Raw genomic sequence first — 17,209 nt, forward strand, 5'->3', positions numbered from 1 at the left:
TTATGAATAATTAGAAAGTTAAAACGTAGTCTTTTGCTGATGGCAAGCTACGGATAATGTCATGTTCTTTCATGAATACGGCGTAGTCGTCGTATCGCTTAAGATCAACGGCTGCAGGGCGTAGGGCAAAACGCGTTAAAGTATCAGCCCATGCTCGGCGGTTAAGTTCGTTATTCAACGTATCGGGTGAATAAGCAACAAATTCATTCCAAGCTTTCTCAGGGTGGTTGATGATATAAACAGTTGCTTTTTCAATCGCGCTATTGAATTTTTTAATCATTTCAATATCGTGCTTGTTTTTATTCGCAACGAAGATTAGTTCATCATATGGCGGTACACCGTGCTCTTCAGGGTAGAACGCCGTTGATTCGTAGCCTTCGATTGCAAGCTGATTGAGTTCAAAGTTACGTAATCCACCCCAGATGGCATCGACTTTCCCCGATGCTAATGATGATGATAATGCCCAACCAACATTAATGATTTTCACGCTGTCCATTGATACGCCTTCAGAACGAAGCATTGTACCGATGGTTGCATCTTCACTTCCGCCAATGGCGACGCCAATATTCTTACCTTCTAAATCTTTTAGGCTCTTGATGCCAGACTTATTCAGTACTGTTAGTGCGTTTAAAGGCCCTGCAATAAGTGTTGCTGAACGAACAACAGGTAATTTTGCTGCGGTACTCGAAATGAGCGTACTTTGGTAAGAAACAGCCAAATCGATTTTGCCAGCAGCTACCAGTTTGTCTGGCACACTTGGGTCGGCTGGTTCTTGAATTTCAATCTCTAACCCTTGATCGGCAAATAAACCGTTCTGTTGGGCAATAATGATTGGGCCATGGTTTGGATTCACAAACCAGTCGAGCATTAGCGTTACTTTTTCAGCAGCGACGTTAAATGAGGCAACGGTTAAACCGAGTGCGGTAATAACGCGAATTATTGGGGTCTTCATTCACTATTCCTTTTGATTAAGCAATGTTGTGTTTTTATTTACTGTTTTTGTCATGTTATTTGTCTTGCCACGGTATGGCCTTTCTTAGTATTAAATCAGCAGCAAAATACAAACTGATAGAAAAGAAAGCCAAAATGAATAATGCGGCAAACATTTCGTCAACAAACATGCGCGCGTTAGCTTGTAACATCAGATAACCCAAGCCTTCACTCGAGCCAACCCACTCACCAACAACGGCACCGATAGGGGCGACGACGACAGCAACGCGAATACCGGAAGCTAAAGCAGGTAAAGCGGCTGGTAAGCGTATACGCCATAATAATTGCCAGCGTGTGGCACCCATGGTTTTGGCTAAATCTAGGTAGCCAGTAGGAGTGTTACGTAAACCGTCGTAGCAACACGTTGTGACGGGGAAAAATATGATCATTGCTGCCATGACAATTTTTGACGCCATGCCATACCCTAGCCATAGCATGAGTATTGGGGCAATAGCAAAGACAGGTATTGCTTGACTGGTAATCAATATGGGTAGCAGCCAGCGGCGAAGCGGAGCAAAGAGCAACATCTGTAAGGCAAAAAACAATCCTAAAAAGAGACCCAAGAATAAACCTAAGATAACTTCAGTACCGGTTACTAATGTGTGTTGCCAAAGGATATCAAACCGCTCAACCAGTTTCGTTAATACGGCAACAGGGCCGGGTAATATAAAAGGGGGTAATTCAAAAAGAATAACGATGGCATGCCATAAACCAAAAATCACACATACGCTCACCGTAATGCGTAAAAGGTGCTGAGACCAATGGTTAACTTCCTTTAAACCTGTATTTGCCGTGTGTTGCTGCTGCGTTAACAAAGGAGATGCTACCGTTGAATCATCTTGGATATTCTGTGTTGATTGATTACCCATAATCACGCTCCAATTGGTTGATAATCGTCTGCTGGTGGCTAGCGAGTTCAGCGGTAAACTGGCGTGGAGGTAACGAGCTTGGAACACCTAATGGTACGAGTGAGGCAGGGCTTCCAGACATAATATGGATATTATGACCAAGACGGAGAGCTTCTTGTGGATCATGAGTGATTAATAAAACAGTTCTGTCTTGCAGTAACTCAGCAGAGAGCGTTTGCAGCTTATAGCGTGTTACAGCATCAAGGGCTGAAAATGGTTCATCCATTAACACCAGTGGCTTATCTTGCATAAGTGTACGTGCAAGTGCTACACGCTGACGCATACCGCCAGAGAGTTGATCCGGGGTCGCTTTTGCGTAATCTTTTAGCCCTACAGCGTCAAGTAATGCTGTTGCGCGAGACATATCTGCGGGATGTTTGTTCCCAAAGCGGGTACTTAAGCAAACATTGTCAATAACGTTGAGCCATGGCAAAAGTAAATCTTGTTGTGCCATGTAAGCCACATTACCTAATAAGGGAGTGTTATTAGATGTCTTGAGTTCACCTTGCCATTCCACTTTATCCTCAAGCAACCCAGCAAGGTGACGAAGTAAGGTTGTTTTACCACACCCACTTTTTCCAAGTAGGCAAGTCCATTTACCAGCAGGCAGCTCTAAGCTGAGTGCAGAAAATAATGGCTCGGCAGCATCTTTATAACGGAGGGTTGCCTTTTTTAAGGCAACACCGATATTGCTAGCGAGTCCTGTTGTATTGATTACAGGTTCAGGCATCGTCATCACTGTTTTATTTATTCAGGCTTGAAATGACCAGCAAAGAAATGGTGAACAGGGCCGTGGCCTGAACCGATTTCTAGCTCGTCAGCGTGTGTGATCGCTTGCGTAATGTATGATTTAGCATGTTTCACTGAATCAACCAGCGAGTATTCTTGGGCAAGGAATGATGCGGTAGCTGCTGAAAGAGTACAGCCTGTACCGTGTGTATTACGTGTATTAATACGTAGCGTAGACATTCGAATAACATCGTTGCTTAGGATGAGTAGGTCAGTACTATTTTCATCTTGTTCCAGATGACCACCTTTCAGTAACGTTGATTTAGCCCCGAGACTACGCAGTCCGTCAATCATTGCAGACATGTCTTGCTCTGTTTCTGGAAGCGTAGTGCCAAGTAAAGCAGCGGCTTCAGGCAGGTTCGGTGTTATAACATCGGCAAGTGGAAGCAACTCTGTTTTGAGGGTTTCTATTGCTTCTTGCTCGAGCAGAAGATCACCACTCGTTGCGACCATGACGGGGTCGATAACAAGGTGCTTTGGCTGATATTGGCGAAGTTTACTGGCAACTGCACGTATAATATTTGCATCGCTTAACATGCCGATTTTGACTGATTTAACGTCGAGATCAGAAAAAACTGCATCAAGCTGCTGTTCTACAAAAGTGGGGTCAATACCGAAGATGCCGGTGACGCCTTGGGTGTTTTGTGCTGTTAAAGCAGTAATAACAGAGCAGGCATAGCCACCTGTTGCTGAAATCGCTTTAATGTCAGCTTGAATACCGGCACCACCACCGCTGTCAGAGCCAGCAATAGTCAATGTGATTGGTGTTTTTGATGGTTTGGCGTTGCCCATAACTACCCCTAAATGAATAAAGCGGAGGGTAGCAGGTGTCAATATTGGACTCTGAATACAGAGTAGTGATGAGACACGTGTGCTAGTTCCCTACGCCATTGCTAAATGGATCAGGTTCAACGGGTCCCACAACGTGGTCTCAGCCTAAGCTCCCCGACTAACGAAACATTAATTAATTGATATAACGCGTTATTGTAACCACGTTTAGAAACAATGAGCAAATAAGATTAACATTATTGTCTGCCAGGTAGCGTATTTAGCTATAGGTAGAATAAAAAGTGGGCAGCATAAATGCCGCCCATTTTCCCACGTTAGCCAAATTTCAAATATCGGAAGGGTAAATGTTAGATGGCTAAGGCTAATTACATTTTTTTACAGTAAGCTGCGATAATAACCATGTTAGTACCTGCCGCTTTACCTGTTACATGCAGTGGGTTGTCAGTTAAACGGATACCACGAACCGCTGTACCTTGTTTAACAACAAGGCTTGAGCCTTTAACAGGAAGATCTTTGATGATAGTAACGTTATCACCAGATTGTAGGGCTGTACCGTTAACATCTAGCGTTTTAATTGCATCAAGCTCGGCAAGAGCAATACCTTTTTCAGCCCACTCAACCATATCTTCTTCCATGTACATCATATCTAGAAGATCTTGAGCCCATGTTTCAGCTGAAAGGCGCTTAAGCATACGGTAAGCCATAACTTGAACTGCAGGTTCTTGGCTCCACATGCTGTCGTTTAGGCAACGCCAGTGGTTTTGATCCAATGTTTCTGCATCTTCGATTTCTGTACGGCAAGTACCACATACCATTACACAACTACCAGCGGTTGTATCAGGAGAGGCTGGTACTTCATAAACGCTTAGGTTGTCAGCAGATGCACAAAGTTCACATTTCTCGCCAGAACGCTGTTTAACAATATTTTCAATACTCATAAGGGTGTCCGTAGATGTGTAATGGTGGGTGTATACCATACAGGTAACTGTTCTGTTTATTATTATGACAGCAAATAAATAGAAGGGAAGGAATCACGGTTAAGATCACAGGAAATTGCAAAATAAAGGGTAAAAAACGAACGGGTGAATTAATCAATGTTAAAAATGTGACTTTTTAGTATGGGGGTTGCATTGTTTTGTGGCTAAACTGTAAGTGTTTGACTCTAAAGTAATGGTTATTAATAGGGACGGTTATGAAAAAAGGAATTATTTTACTGACAGTGTTAGCGCTCTTGGGTTGCGATGAAGATGATGTGAAAAATACTCTGACAGGAAAAGCTGAAGTATTTGCTGTAGTTAGCGCTGAAGTTGAAAGTGTCGATGGATACCGAAGTGTTGAAGACCTAGAAAATGACTATGGCATAACTTTGCCCGATGAGTTTCCAGGAGGGACTGAAACCGCTCTCGACAGTAAACTAAATGCTTTGGGAGTTAGCTTCGATGATACCAGCTGTGGTGTCATCGATACCTCTGGTGATGTGTGTTTCAGTGATGGTGGAAACAGTGTCTGTGTTCCTGATGAAATAGAAAATATCGGTCTGAAACTCTATACGATAAGTATGGGGGATGTTGACGAGGCTTATAAAAATGGCTTCTACCCGAAACTTKCAGCCGAATTACTTGGTGATACATATTCCGATTTTAATATTGATGAAGATGTAAGTTGTTCGACGATAGGTTTATAGTTGAGGTCCAATTTATAGTTATAGTATTCAATTCGAGTTGAAGAAAAGCCATTTAATATGGCTTTTCTTTTTAACGCTTCAGCTCAAGTTTTTTCCCTGCCTCTCAGGCTTTATTGTAATAATAAGTTCTTTCACTCCATATCGACATTTAACTCGCAAGTTAGGTGTAATCTTTAATTTGAAATTTGATGTGTTGGTAGAATAGCCGTTAAACAAATTTAACTAAACGGAATTAGTTACCATGAGGATACCATTATTATCTTTAGCGCTGGTGGCTGCTATATCAGCTCCTATTGCCAATGCTGCCGATGTTACGGGCTATGTAGTTGGAGGAACACCTGTTGACCCCGCAGATGAACAAAGCTGGATGGCCTCTCTACGTTTTACACCGAATGATACTGCACATCTATGTGGCGGTAGTGTGATTAATAAAAACTGGGTGCTGACAGCAGCACACTGCGTAGTTCATCAACTTGATGGGGATAGTTTTTCGGTGTTACCGCCTAGTATGCTGAGCGTCATGGTGGGTACAACAAGCAGCGCTATTGAAGATCCTGCGGCACTCTATGCAATTTCGCATGTTGTTGTTCACCCCGATTATACACCAAACCCTGTATTACAAATTACTACAGCGGCTGATGGCTCCGTAACCCAAGATGTTATTGCAACGGCACTGGATAATGATCTGGCACTTTTACGTGTGGGGCGTAGTTTTCCACAATCAAGCATCACTCCCATAGCACTTTCAACGGCAGGAATAGCTTCTTCAATTGAAACACGCCTTAATCGTGAGTGGTCTGAAAATAGCCGGCCAAAGAATACAAAAGTATCAGGCTGGGGATCAACCAGCTCTGATGGTTCAGGTATTGCAGAAGCCTTGATGGAAGCCGAGTTGTCATTCCTTCCAATGGCAGAGTGTTTTGAGCGATTGGAGTCAGGTAATCAACAGCACTATATTTTAGATAGCCCACTAAACCGAACTAAAATCTGTGCTTTGCCACCTGAAATCTTATTTGATGCAGACGGTAGCCCTCAAGGGTTCGGCCCTGATTCTTGTAAAGGTGATAGTGGAGGCCCATTGAGGGCACAAGATGCCAGCGGTGTTTGGCGGCAAATCGGCATCGTTAGTGGTGGTCCTGTCGGCTCCCCGGTATGTGGCTCGATATCTCGCCCAGGGTTTTATACTCGAGTGGGTACATACTATGATTGGATAGAATCTACGGTGAGTTCGATTCCCAAGCATCCTGTCACAAACCCTGACTTTATTGATAACGGTTTGTACGGAGACGCAAAAGAGGATGCTGTTAACTCTGAAGATTGCATTGATGGCGTAAGTGGTATTAGCCCAACCAACTGTAGTCTACAGTCAGGCGGAGGAGTTGTGGCGTGGGTAGCCTGTTTACCGTTACTACTTCTGGCTTTCGTTCGTAGAAGGTATAAAAATGCCTGCTTATTATAAATTGAAAATAAGCAGGCTCACTGTTAAGGGGGAAACTTAGGTTTCCCTCCTTATTAACTTAACAACTAACGACGAAAAGTGACGTCTTCTTTACCGTTATCAAGTTCGATCTGCGTTACAGCTGGCTGTGTTTGGGCAATGATGTTGCCTTGACGTACAGAGTAACGTACAGGTACTTGGCGTCGTACTGCATCAAATCCATTCTCGGCAGGCAAGATAATCAAGTTACCAGGCTTACCGGCTTCAATGCCATAACGGCTCTGAATGTTCAGCGTATGCGCAGAGTTAGTACTGATTAAGTCAAGTGAGTCATTAATTTGGTCGTAACCCATAACTTGGCAAACATGTAACCCCATGTGAAGAACTTGCATCATGTTCGCTGTACCTAGCGGGTACCAAGGGTCAAACACATCATCATGGCCAAAACAAACATTAATATCAGATGCCAACATCTCTTTAACGCGAGTTACACCACGGCGTTTAGGGTAATCATCAAAACGACCCTGTAGGTGGATGTTTACCAGCGGGTTAGCAACAAAGCTAATACCAGACATTTTCAACAAACGGAAAAGACGCGAAGCATAAGCACCGTTGTAAGAGTGCATTGCTGTCGTGTGGCTCGCCGTTACCTTGTCACCCATATCAAACTTATGAGCAAGTGCAGCTAGGGTTTCAACAAAGCGTGATTGTTCATCATCAATTTCGTCACAGTGCACATCGATAAGGCGATCATACTTACGTGCTAATTCGAAAACATAGTGCAGTGATTCTACGCCGTATTCTCTTGTAAACTCGAAATGCGGAATAGCACCGATAACATCAGCACCTAGCTGAACAGCTTCTTCAAGTAGCTCTTTCCCGTTAGGGTAAGAAAGAATACCTTCTTGTGGAAATGCAACAATTTGGATATCTACCCATTGTTTCATTTCTTCTTTTACTTCAAGCATTGCTTTTAAAGCAATAAGAGTCGGGTCTGAAACATCAACGTGCGTACGAACGTGTTGTACACCATTGGCAATTTGCCATTTTAGTGTTTGTTTAGCACGAGATTTTACATCTTCAACCGACAGCAGTGATTTTCGTTCAGCCCAGCGTTCAATACCTTCAAATAAGGTACCGGAAATATTCCAGCTTGGTTCGCCCGCAGTTTGCGTCGTATCAAGGTGAATATGAGGTTCACAGAATGGTGGTATAGCCAAACCACCTTCGCCATCAATGACAGTTGCAGTGTGATTGATCGTTTCATCCATAGTTGAAACTGTTTTAAACAGTCCATCCTCTATGAGGATTTGATGCAGGCCGTCCTTGCCGCGAAGAGTAACATTTTGGATGAGCATGTTTGAGGTATGCATCGTGAAAAATCCTTATGCGTTTGAAGCCGATGTATTGGCTGCGCCGTTTAATAATGGATTAAGAATAAGGTAGCTGATTGCACCACCCATGACTGCATTAAGAGGAACCACACCTGGTAATAAGTGGCCAGCAGCAACACCGATGGCTACACCAATAATGGCTGCCCAATTAATCGATTTGAATTCTGCATTTGCAAAATCTTTGTAACGATGACGGTTTTTGAAGAAATCTGCAATGATGATGCCGCCGATCGGTGGAATTGCTGCCGAAAGGAAGGTTAACCAACCAACAAAGTTATTGTATAGCCAAAGCGCGCAAAGTGTACCAATGAGGCCATTTACCATCGAAAGGTATTTACTCGGCAGGCCTGTAACGTTTGAGAAGCCTAAACCTGATGCATAAAGTGCATTGTCGTTGGTTGTCCAAATGTTCAAACCCAGAACGATAATGGCAGGGATAAGTAACCCTTGTGCAATCATCACCTCAGAGATATCAGATTGACCGGTCGCGGCTGCACCAGCTGCACCGAAAATAAACATGAGTGAGTTACCTATAAAGAAGGCGATCATTGTGACGGCCACGGCACCCATAGGTCGTTTACCAAAGCGGACGAAGTCTGCAGTTAGTGTGCCTGCTGAAACAAAAGAGCCAACTACAAGTGCAAGTGCTGTTGAGAATTCAATTGGGTTTTCAGGGGTGATGGCTTTAAGGCCATCAATACCGCCTACGCTGCCGATAGCTTCAGTTACTGAATAACCACCTAGAAGGGCGATTGCTGGAACCGCAATAGCGGAAAGGACCATGAGAGCTGAAATACCGAAGTAAACGGTAGCTGTCATGAGTAAGCCAGAAACAATAATTAGAATGTTGGTATCAATGCCTGTCGCTTTGTGGACAGGTATTGCAAACATGGCAACACCGACGCCGAACCAACCGACCTGTGTACCACCAAGAAGTGTGGAAGGAAGCCAAGAACCTTTAGAACCAAAAGAGAAACGAGCAAGAAGGTGAGTAGAGAGGCCAGTTGAAGAGCCGATGTAACCAAGGAGGGAGGTATAAATGCCGAGAATGAGATTACCAATAAGAACAGCGAGTATGAAGTCATCATATGAGAGCCCTGTTCCTAATGTACCTCCTGTCCACATACTGGCAGAAAAAAAGGTTAACCCCAACATTACCATGGTTAGGGACAACACGCCTTTACGTGCCGATTGCGGCACTGCGCCAAGACTGTAATTATTATCGCCAGCCATTTATACACCTCAAGCTACATCATTATAATAGTAAATTACGTTGCCGTAATATGGGCAAACGGCGCGTATTTTATTGGATTTATTGTTGGTGTCAATTGATTAATTTGTTTGTGTGGGTGTTTTGTTGGGTTACGTAATTAACTTATTGATTTTAAATGTTTATATTTTTTTAGTGGTGGTGAGTTTGTTTGTATAAAATCGATTTCATAAGTTTGGATTGTGCTTTAATTTACAACTTTTGAACAACTTTTGGGTTAGATTGGCTTTTATATATGTCAGCGTTTTATTTACAGATTTGCATATAAAAAGCAAACGGTTGTCTTTCTTGGTTGGGATATCTTGTTCTGAATATGTAGAGGTTAATACATTTCACAAGATTAAAGTTGTTCTTTTATCGGTTTGGAGTTGTTTGTTGTTCGAAGTGCTATATTTTCATCTTTTTCTTGGCGATTTTAGTGGTGTTTGATGGGTTTTATTTTTTTTTGGTGTTTTTTTGCTCTGTAAGTGTGCCTACTTTCCTGTGGATAACTTGGTTATCCACAAAAGCTGTGAGTAACTCTGTGGGAAATGATGGCGGGCTAATACTCACGCTGGCTACAGTAAAGTCAATAGTTTGAGTGATGAAAATGGGTGTAAATTCACTGTGGTTGACATAGTTCAATTTTGCCTAAATACAAGAAATTAATGCACAATCTGACCAAGATTTATTGTTATCAGCAATATTTTACTTGATCAAATATCAGGAAGAATTGATAATCCTTCAAGCTTGATAATGGTTATTATTTATAGGTCGGCGTGTGTCTAAGATATTGGTTATTGATGATGATGTAATGCTCTGTGAGCTACTAGAAGAAGTGCTGGTAGAAGAGGGCTATGAGGTTCATTGTGCGCACTGTGGTGAATCGGGTTTAAAATATATACAAGAAAATGCCACCGATCTTGTATTACTTGATGTTATGTTGCCTAACTTGGATGGAATGCAAGTTGCTAGACGTATTTGCCAACGCTTCGCGACCCCAATTCTAATGTTAACGGCATTAGCCGATGAATCTTCTATGTTAGATGGGTTACAAGCAGGTGCTGATCATTATGTAGCTAAGCCTTTTCGAGTTCCTGAACTATTAGCTCGTATCACCTCGATACTGAGAAGAGTAGGTTTAGAACGTCAGCGATTAGGCACACACCTAGCTACTTCAGTTGTTACCGAGCAACTACAAAGGTTGCCCTTAACAGGTACAGAGTCAGAGCTACTTGATTATTTAATTACCCATAACGGTATTGTTGTATCAAAAGCAGAATTACAAAAAAAAGTATTAAAAAAAGACCTAAGCCCATTTGACCGAAATTTAGATATGCATATTAGTAATATTCGACGGAAAATGGTGCAGTCAGGCTTATCTAAACAACATATAAAAACAGTAAGAGGCCGAGGATATAGCTTCTTAGAAGCAGTTGGGTCTATATAAAAAAAGTGACGCAATATGCGTCACTTTTATTATTGATTTACTTATCAACTTTTATTATTTACTTGCTATAAGAGCTAGCAATATTGTCAATACGCTGGTTGGCGCGCATCGCTTCTTGGTATGCAGCATCAGATGCAGCACGTGCATCATTAACTGCGCCAGCCATCTGATCTTGCTGGCTTTGCAGAGCACCTACCTGATCAGAGAGCATATCGACTTTGTTAGTGAGTTGCTGCATTTGATCAACTTCGTCTGAGCTAGAACAACCAATTAACGTTGCACTCAGAATAATACCGGTAAGGATAGATAATGAACGGTTCATTTTTCTTTATTCTCCTTTGTTTGCCACTACAGACCGAGTGTTAAAATTTTCAATCGGCAGAATTAGTATGGCATAAGTTGTGCAAATTGCTGCTTGAACACCAGTTTTCTTTAAAAAATCCCCTCTCAAAAATGAGAAAAATGGTAATAGCAGCCTATTTATAAGGTCTGCAACCTTATGAGTTCTCCACTTTTAGTATTTGGTTAATAGCTTCAACTAAAATATTTGGGTTAAGTGTGTGCTGAACTTTATCAACCAAAGTGCCATCAGGAGTAAGGAAGTAGAAATAAGAACTATGGTCAACGGCATATTCTAGCGCAGAGTCTTCGAGTTCTGTTTTCATATAGAGCACACCATATTTCTCTGCTAATGCTTTTGTTTGATCTGAGGTACCAGTCATACCGACAATGCTTTTATGAAAATATTTTGCGTATTGCTCACTCTTTTCAGGCGTATCACGTTCAGGATCAAGTGTGATAAAAATAGGCCATAGTTGCTCAAGTTGATTATTATCGAGTTGCTGAAGCGCTGCAGATAATACGGCCAGTGAAGTAGGGCAGACATCCGGGCAGTGTGTATAACCAAAATAGATGACTCTGATTCTTGAATCTTCTTGTGAATATAGGTCAACAGCCTCTTTACCACTTTCAAGAATGTTCAGTGGGTATTGGGGGGCTGATACTGTATCGTTACGCTTTTCAACAACGAGACTGGTAATAAGGCCAGCGGCCAGCGCCATTGCAAGAATTATCCATTGATATTTCACTTTATCATCCTTATTGAAATATTTATCGGTGTCGACTGGTTGTCTAAGGTATTACTACTGATCGTACCTTGCCATGTCATCTCGTTGCTAGTGCAAAAAGGTAGCATCAACTCAGCTTTATATTGGTGAGCTTGATTACTTGGCGTCAGTACTAGTTTATACACGCCCATCATCATTTCCTCCCCTTCTAAAGATAATAATAATTCATGAGTATCTTCTGGAAGATCTGGCCAATTTACCGTTATCTCACTAGTGCGCATTGGCCGGATAACATCCTCACTCAAGGTGATAGAAGCTCCCTTCTGTTCACATGCGAGGGTACTAAGTTCACAAGATTCTCCCTTAGTAAGTAGTGAAGACTCAACTTTATTCTCATAAAGTAGAAATGCACTGATGACTACGGCAGAAAGGGTTGAATATCTGATGGCCTTATTTTTTGATATGACTGACAAAACTTGAGTCTACCTTTGATAGTTTCATTAACTTTATCATTCTCTTAGATGTGCCTCGGGTTTTTGCTCCTATTTTTGTGATTTACCTACGAGTTAAACATATTGGTGCCATGTAACACGTTGTTAATGTTGTAATTAAATGGTAGTGGATTGGCGGGTTATGGGCGTTTCAGGTTAAATTTTTTATTTAGTTTCAAAATTATGGCTAATGGATCACATTTCGTAATGGCAGAATAGTGATCTATACCTCGAAAGTGTTACCTAATAATAGCGATACTTCTGCTCAGTCATTGAAATATAATATAAATAACTATCAGGTAATAATAATGAAGAATAATCTTGTAACTATTGGTTTGTTCGTAGCAGGGGTTTCTTTCAGCGGTTTAAGCATGGCTGCTGATTTACCGAATATAAAAATTCTGGCAACAGGCGGTACTATTGCTGGCTCTGGTCAATCTGCGACAGATTCTAGCTATACATCAGGTAAAGTAGGTGTAGATTCCTTGATTTATGCCGTGCCTGAAATGACAAATGTTGCTGGCATAAGTGGTGAGCAAGTTGTAAGCATCGGTTCGCAAGACATGAACGATGAGGTTTGGTTAACGTTATCGAAGCGCGTTAATGAATTGCTTGCCAAAGATGATGTTGACGGCGTGGTTATAACACATGGTACTGATACTATGGAAGAAACCGCCTATTTTCTTGATTTAACCGTTAATAGTGATAAGCCTGTCGTACTTGTTGGTGCGATGCGCCCATCAACGGCGATGAGTGCCGATGGCCCTATGAACCTTTATAACGCTGTAGTAACAGCAGCAGATGAAGATTCAGCAGGCCGTGGCGTCCTTGTTGCTATGAATGACACTGTCTTTGGTGCGAGAGATGTAACAAAAACAAGTACAACAGCGGTAAATACATTCCAAGCACCAAATGTAGGCCCTGTTGGTTATATCCATAATAGTGATGTAAATTTCCAGAAAAGCGCCACACGTAAGCAGGCCGTTGAGTCAACATTTGATGTATCAGAGTTAGAACAACTACCAAAAGTCGGCATTGTTTATAATTACTCAAATGCATCTGAACTTCCGGTTAAAGCGTTTGTAAATGCTGAATATGATGGCATTGTGAGTGCGGGAGTTGGCAATGGTAACATGTTCCATACAGTTTTCGATGAACTTGCTAAAGCAAGTGAAGATGGTGTGATGGTAGTGCGAAGTGCACGTACCCCAACAGGTTCAACAACCTTGGATGCCGAAGTTGATGATGATAAGTACGGTTTTGTTGCATCAGGTAGCTTGAATCCACAAAAAGCGCGTATTTTATTGATGCTTTCACTGACACAAACGCAAGACTATAAAGAAGTGCAGAAGTTATTTCAGTATCACTAATTGATGCACATACTTTGGCATTTCAACGAAAGTTGTAATTTGTCACAGTAATAAAAAAACCGCCTAACTTTTAAAAAGTAGGCGGTTTTTTAAACTATCAAACAATTAGTTAATTATCGGCAACTTTCTCAAGTCCCCAGACAATCAGTATACCAAAGCACATTGCAATAACGGCATAGCCAAGAAGTGCGGGCTGGCCTGTAACTTGTTCAAAGTTTATCGGTGATAGGTTTTTTTCGATTAGTGGTATCTGCTCACCACTCGAATTTATACGCCACGTTAGTGTCTCTTTCCATGGCCATATTTTACTTAAAGTACCGATCATCAGCCCCGTAAGAAAGGTTAATGCAATGTCACGGTAGTTTCTTAGGACCCATGAAAGTACATGAGAGAATGTCAGTATACCCACTAAGCAACCTGTAGCAAAAAGGCCTAGCGTGATGATATCGAATGATTTTGCCGCAGACAAAATAGGGCCATACATGCCCAGTAGTAGCAAAATGAAGCTGCCTGAAATACCTGGTAATATCATGGCACAAATAGCAATTGAGCCAGCAAGCATGATGTTGATATAAGTTGGATCAAGGGTTAGAGGGTGTAAAACCGTAATGCCATAGGCAAAAGCAGCTCCAGCGATAATGGCTATTCCCCGTGTCATTTTCCAGTCTTCAACTTGTTTAAACATATGAATCACGGATATAACAATCAAACCAAAGAAGAATGACCATAGCGGAATAGGGTGGGTGTGAAGCATCCATGTTATCACCCTAGCGAAGGTGAAAATGCTAGTAAGAATACCGGCAAGCAGCAGGACTAGAAATGTACCATTGATATGGTTAAATGCAGCTTTATAACCATCTTTACGCCAAATGCCGATTAGACTTGGATTCACCCGGCGAATGCTTTCAAGTAATGTATCGTAAATACCCGTTATAAAGGCGATAGTGCCGCCCGAAACACCAGGAACGACATCGGCTGCTCCCATTGCCATCCCTTTCAGGAAAGTAAAAACTTTGCTCATGCTTTTCCATTGTCAGTAGTTAAAAATATAAACGAGCTCATTATACTCGTTTGATGTGAAAAAAAAGTACTTTCTGATATTTATCTACAGATACCCATTATTGACTTGACATTTTTTCTACCTGCTAACTTCTAAAATAGTATTTGGTATAAAATTACGAGTTATAATATTGAAGTATCGACATTTTTTGAAATTTGCAGTAATTGGTGGTTGTGGTTTTCTGATTGATGCGACAGCAGTATTTTATTTGTCTACAGTAATGACATTTGAAGCCGCAAGGGGGATTGCATTTTGGGTAGCTGCTTCATCGAATTGGTGGTTGAATCGAATCTTTACCTTTAAACATGCCTCACCTTGTCAACCGTTTGAACAGTGGTCACGCTTCTTGTTTTCTTCTGTTATTGGGTTTGCACCAAATTATGGAATTTATTATCTATTAATATCGACAATAAACCCGAAATGGATTAGCGCTTATTTGAGCATAGGGCCACAATGGGAAGTATTGTGGCCCTATGTGGCGATGGTGCCAGGGGTGTTATGCGGTATGTTAGTGAATTTTACGCTGTCTGAACGCTGGGTTTTTCAGCTGGATGCAGTGAAATCATAGCAGTGCAGCCACCAAATTCATTTGTATGATGGCTTAGGCTCCAGTGATATTTTCTGCATATGTCATTGGAGATTAGCAAACCTAAGCCAAAACCTTCAACGCCACGAGGCTTAGAGCCAAGACCAATCCCAGTATCTATGACTTCGATGGCTTTATTTGATACTTGAATGATCACTTGTCCTTGCTCTGTACAGGCAAAGGCATTTTTTATCAGATTACCAATTAGAATTTTAAATGTGTTTTCAGGGGCTTTGATATAAGTAGCTTCGTTAATTACCACCTTCCACACTACATCTTTTCCTTTTAGTAGCGATGAGTGTGGAGCGACAATGGTTTCTAATTCACTGAGCTCTATTTGTCGCGGGGTTAGATTGTGGGTGTTTTCTTCACGCGTTAGTGAAAGTAACGTTGTGACGAAATCGTTCATCTCATTGCTTGATTGCAGTAGTCGTTGGCGTTGTTTCTCTACAAATGCAGGTTCATTTGATTGTCCGAGTAATGATATTGCCCCTTTAATAACCATTAGCGGTGTGCGAAGTTCATGGCTTGCATAACGGTTAAATGAACGCTCACGATCGAGTAATTCTTGAATACGTTCGGCATATAAGTTGAAGCTATCTACTAACTGTACGAGTTCTTTTGACACAATGCCGCTCGGTAGTGCAATAGGGGATAGATCTGTCGGTGAACGATTATCGAGATCATTTGCCAGTTGTGCTAGAGGGTGAGTAAGACGGTCGGAAATGCGTAATACAACCACGAAGCTAATTAATATCAGGATGAGAGATATTATGAGCTGTTTTACTTCATTATCAAAAACCTGCTCTTCACTTAGCTCGTAGAGATCATCAAAATAAACGAAATAGACGTCTTCGCTTTTTCCTCTTATCTCTAGGTTACTTTTCATAATAAAGTAATCTGTTGAGTCTTTTTCGGAGTTATAGAATTCCACAGCTTCATCGTTTTGTAACGAATTGGGTATCGAAATATTGTCAGGAATATTTTCAATGCCAAGGTAGGCGTGACTGAAGGGCGGGATAACTATATCTGTTAAATCATTATTTTCAAAGAGTGATGGTGCTATGCCTTTAGTATGGGTTAACCGATTATTTGCATTAATCTGTTCGAAATCTTCAAGGGTCGACTCAAGCAATGACACGTGAATAGTGATGATTGAAAAAGCGACAATAGCAAAATAGGTAAAGGTTAGCTGTTTTGCACTCTTTACTTTTAGAAGCCTTTTTTTCACTGTTCCTCCTCACCGATTAATTGGTAGCCGACCTTCGGAACGGTTTTAATATAGCCATGTTTAAACGGCTTATCAATTTGGTATCTAAGCTGGTATATATGGCTGCGTAGTACATTGCCTTCCGGTTCATCTTCTCCCCACAATGCAGAAATAAGTTCTTCTTTTGTTACCACTTTAGGGGCTCGAAGCATGAGCAATTTTAATATTGTAAAAAGGGTTGGATTAAGAGAAAAACTACAACCATTTCGTTCAACAATATGCTGACTTAGGTCGAGGTTTAACTCTTCAAACTGGAGGCTCTCTACAGCAGTAACACCACAATGACGACGAGTAAGCGCCTTTATTCTTGCTTCAAGTATTTCAAGGTCAAAAGGCTTTACAAGGTAATCGTCTGCACCTTGGGCGAAGCCCTTAAGTGTATCTTCTCGAGTATCGCGTGCAGTTAGCATTAGTATGGGTGTATCGACACCTTGTTCGCGTAACTTTTTGCAAACAATGTAACCATCAAGTTTTGGCAGCATAATATCAAGAATGATCAAATCATAATGATTATTACTGCCTAGCTCCAGCCCGTGCTGTCCATTACTGGCATAGTCAAGGGTGTACCCTTTTAATTCAAAAAAGTCGAAAATAACGCCAGCAATATCTTGATGATCTTCAACCAATAACAGTTTCATGATGGTACCTACCAGAGAGAGGTGTAATAAAAGCTA

17 protein-coding genes, 1 pseudogene and 1 riboswitch are annotated in these 17,209 nt (G+C 41.5%); of the genes and pseudogenes, 5 read left to right on the forward strand and 13 right to left on the reverse strand.

Annotation, left to right across the window (positions count from 1 at the left end):
* Nucleotides 1-10 precede the first annotated feature (10 nt).
* The 5 genes and pseudogenes from L4D09_RS16045 to L4D09_RS16065 all read right to left on the reverse strand — a co-directional run bounded on the left by L4D09_RS16045 (nt 11) and on the right by L4D09_RS16065 (nt 4,414).
* Nucleotides 11-952 carry an ABC transporter substrate-binding protein gene (locus L4D09_RS16045; protein WP_428458521.1) on the reverse strand — a complete coding sequence of 314 codons (942 nt, stop codon included), beginning with the start codon at nt 950-952 and terminating at the stop codon, nt 11-13.
* 55 nt (nt 953-1,007) lie between these two features.
* Nucleotides 1,008-1,721, reverse strand: a pseudogene (locus tag L4D09_RS16050) (ABC transporter permease); the annotation flags it as partial.
* Nucleotides 1,722-1,851: 130 nt separating this feature from the next.
* Nucleotides 1,852-2,628 (reverse strand): ABC transporter ATP-binding protein, encoded by a 777-nt coding sequence (locus L4D09_RS16055; RefSeq protein WP_428458522.1) that lies wholly within the window; start codon nt 2,626-2,628, stop codon nt 1,852-1,854.
* Nucleotides 2,629-2,645: 17 nt separating this feature from the next.
* Complete coding sequence (thiD, locus tag L4D09_RS16060; protein WP_428458523.1) at nt 2,646-3,479, reverse strand: bifunctional hydroxymethylpyrimidine kinase/phosphomethylpyrimidine kinase; 834 nt, start codon at nt 3,477-3,479, stop codon at nt 2,646-2,648.
* Nucleotides 3,480-3,549: 70 nt separating this feature from the next.
* Nucleotides 3,550-3,645, reverse strand: a riboswitch (TPP riboswitch).
* Nucleotides 3,646-3,841: 196 nt separating this feature from the next.
* A complete protein-coding gene (locus L4D09_RS16065) occupies nt 3,842-4,414 on the reverse strand; it encodes a PhnA domain-containing protein (RefSeq protein ID WP_428458524.1) in 573 nt (190 codons plus the stop codon).
* A gap of 254 nt (nt 4,415-4,668) precedes the next feature.
* On the opposite strand from L4D09_RS16065, the gene L4D09_RS16070 reads away from it, so the two are divergent.
* A complete protein-coding gene (locus tag L4D09_RS16070) occupies nt 4,669-5,160 on the forward strand; it encodes a hypothetical protein (RefSeq protein WP_428458525.1) in 492 nt (163 codons plus the stop codon).
* 241 nt (nt 5,161-5,401) lie between these two features.
* Nucleotides 5,402-6,619, forward strand: coding sequence for a serine protease (locus L4D09_RS16075; RefSeq protein ID WP_428458526.1), 1,218 nt, complete (start codon nt 5,402-5,404; stop codon nt 6,617-6,619).
* A gap of 65 nt (nt 6,620-6,684) precedes the next feature.
* Here L4D09_RS16075 and L4D09_RS16080 read toward each other — a convergent pair whose 3' ends face one another.
* Both L4D09_RS16080 and codB read right to left on the reverse strand, forming a co-directional pair.
* Complete coding sequence (locus tag L4D09_RS16080; RefSeq protein WP_428458527.1) at nt 6,685-7,971, reverse strand: cytosine deaminase; 1,287 nt, start codon at nt 7,969-7,971, stop codon at nt 6,685-6,687.
* 12 nt (nt 7,972-7,983) lie between these two features.
* Complete coding sequence (gene codB / locus L4D09_RS16085; protein ID WP_428458528.1) at nt 7,984-9,225, reverse strand: cytosine permease; 1,242 nt, start codon at nt 9,223-9,225, stop codon at nt 7,984-7,986.
* A gap of 797 nt (nt 9,226-10,022) precedes the next feature.
* Between codB and L4D09_RS16090 the strand changes: the two genes are divergently transcribed.
* Nucleotides 10,023-10,691, forward strand: coding sequence for a response regulator transcription factor (locus tag L4D09_RS16090; RefSeq protein ID WP_428458529.1), 669 nt, complete (start codon nt 10,023-10,025; stop codon nt 10,689-10,691).
* Nucleotides 10,692-10,749: 58 nt separating this feature from the next.
* Here the strand turns inward: L4D09_RS16090 and L4D09_RS16095 are convergent, their stop codons facing one another.
* The 3 genes from L4D09_RS16095 to L4D09_RS16105 all read right to left on the reverse strand — a co-directional run bounded on the left by L4D09_RS16095 (nt 10,750) and on the right by L4D09_RS16105 (nt 12,039).
* Complete coding sequence (locus tag L4D09_RS16095; protein ID WP_036821101.1) at nt 10,750-11,013, reverse strand: Lpp/OprI family alanine-zipper lipoprotein; 264 nt, start codon at nt 11,011-11,013, stop codon at nt 10,750-10,752.
* 175 nt (nt 11,014-11,188) lie between these two features.
* Nucleotides 11,189-11,779, reverse strand: a complete 591-nt coding sequence (locus L4D09_RS16100) for an SCO family protein (protein WP_428458530.1) — start codon at nt 11,777-11,779, stop codon at nt 11,189-11,191.
* Nucleotides 11,776-12,039, reverse strand: coding sequence for a hypothetical protein (locus L4D09_RS16105; RefSeq protein ID WP_428458531.1), 264 nt, complete (start codon nt 12,037-12,039; stop codon nt 11,776-11,778). The genes L4D09_RS16100 and L4D09_RS16105 overlap by 4 nt, the downstream gene beginning before the upstream one ends.
* A gap of 518 nt (nt 12,040-12,557) precedes the next feature.
* Here L4D09_RS16105 and ansB point away from each other — a divergent pair.
* On the forward strand, nt 12,558-13,619 hold the full coding sequence (gene ansB, locus L4D09_RS16110) for an L-asparaginase 2 (protein WP_428458532.1): 1,062 nt from the start codon (nt 12,558-12,560) through the stop codon (nt 13,617-13,619).
* A gap of 109 nt (nt 13,620-13,728) precedes the next feature.
* On the opposite strand, the gene L4D09_RS16115 is transcribed toward ansB, so the two are convergent.
* Nucleotides 13,729-14,640 carry a polyprenyl-phosphate transporter gene (locus L4D09_RS16115; RefSeq protein WP_428458533.1) on the reverse strand — a complete coding sequence of 304 codons (912 nt, stop codon included), beginning with the start codon at nt 14,638-14,640 and terminating at the stop codon, nt 13,729-13,731.
* A gap of 187 nt (nt 14,641-14,827) precedes the next feature.
* On the opposite strand from L4D09_RS16115, the gene L4D09_RS16120 reads away from it, so the two are divergent.
* Nucleotides 14,828-15,247, forward strand: a complete 420-nt coding sequence (locus L4D09_RS16120; protein ID WP_428458534.1) for a GtrA family protein — start codon at nt 14,828-14,830, stop codon at nt 15,245-15,247.
* On the opposite strand, the gene L4D09_RS16125 is transcribed toward L4D09_RS16120, so the two are convergent.
* Nucleotides 15,198-16,496, reverse strand: coding sequence for a sensor histidine kinase (locus L4D09_RS16125; RefSeq protein ID WP_428458535.1), 1,299 nt, complete (start codon nt 16,494-16,496; stop codon nt 15,198-15,200). The genes L4D09_RS16120 and L4D09_RS16125 overlap by 50 nt on opposite strands.
* The gene (locus L4D09_RS16130; protein WP_428458536.1) at nt 16,493-17,173 is read right to left on the reverse strand and encodes a response regulator transcription factor; all 681 of its coding nucleotides are present in this window, start codon (nt 17,171-17,173) and stop codon (nt 16,493-16,495) included. The genes L4D09_RS16125 and L4D09_RS16130 overlap by 4 nt, the downstream gene beginning before the upstream one ends.
* Between the last annotated feature and the right edge of the window lie 36 nt (nt 17,174-17,209).

It is taken from the genome of Photobacterium makurazakiensis (genome assembly GCF_050336715.1).
Classification (GTDB): Bacteria; Pseudomonadota; Gammaproteobacteria; order Enterobacterales; family Vibrionaceae; genus Photobacterium; species Photobacterium makurazakiensis.

Excerpts from the sequence above, each read along its gene's own strand:
- L4D09_RS16065 (WP_428458524.1), bottom strand. The coding sequence starts at position 4,414 with ATGAGTATTGAAAATATTGTTAAACAGCGTTCTGGCGAGAAATGTGAA.
- L4D09_RS16080 (WP_428458527.1), bottom strand. The coding sequence starts at position 7,971 with ATGCATACCTCAAACATGCTCATCCAAAATGTTACTCTTCGCGGCAAG.
- codB (WP_428458528.1), bottom strand. The coding sequence starts at position 9,225 with ATGGCTGGCGATAATAATTACAGTCTTGGCGCAGTGCCGCAATCGGCA.
- L4D09_RS16045 (WP_428458521.1), bottom strand. The coding sequence starts at position 952 with ATGAAGACCCCAATAATTCGCGTTATTACCGCACTCGGTTTAACCGTT.
- ansB (WP_428458532.1), top strand. The coding sequence starts at position 12,558 with ATGAAGAATAATCTTGTAACTATTGGTTTGTTCGTAGCAGGGGTTTCT.
- thiD (WP_428458523.1), bottom strand. The coding sequence starts at position 3,479 with ATGGGCAACGCCAAACCATCAAAAACACCAATCACATTGACTATTGCT.
- L4D09_RS16105 (WP_428458531.1), bottom strand. The coding sequence starts at position 12,039 with ATGCGCACTAGTGAGATAACGGTAAATTGGCCAGATCTTCCAGAAGAT.
- L4D09_RS16095 (WP_036821101.1), bottom strand. The coding sequence starts at position 11,013 with ATGAACCGTTCATTATCTATCCTTACCGGTATTATTCTGAGTGCAACG.
- L4D09_RS16115 (WP_428458533.1), bottom strand. The coding sequence starts at position 14,640 with ATGAGCAAAGTTTTTACTTTCCTGAAAGGGATGGCAATGGGAGCAGCC.
- L4D09_RS16130 (WP_428458536.1), bottom strand. The coding sequence starts at position 17,173 with ATGAAACTGTTATTGGTTGAAGATCATCAAGATATTGCTGGCGTTATT.
- L4D09_RS16055 (WP_428458522.1), bottom strand. The coding sequence starts at position 2,628 with ATGCCTGAACCTGTAATCAATACAACAGGACTCGCTAGCAATATCGGT.
- L4D09_RS16075 (WP_428458526.1), top strand. The coding sequence starts at position 5,402 with ATGAGGATACCATTATTATCTTTAGCGCTGGTGGCTGCTATATCAGCT.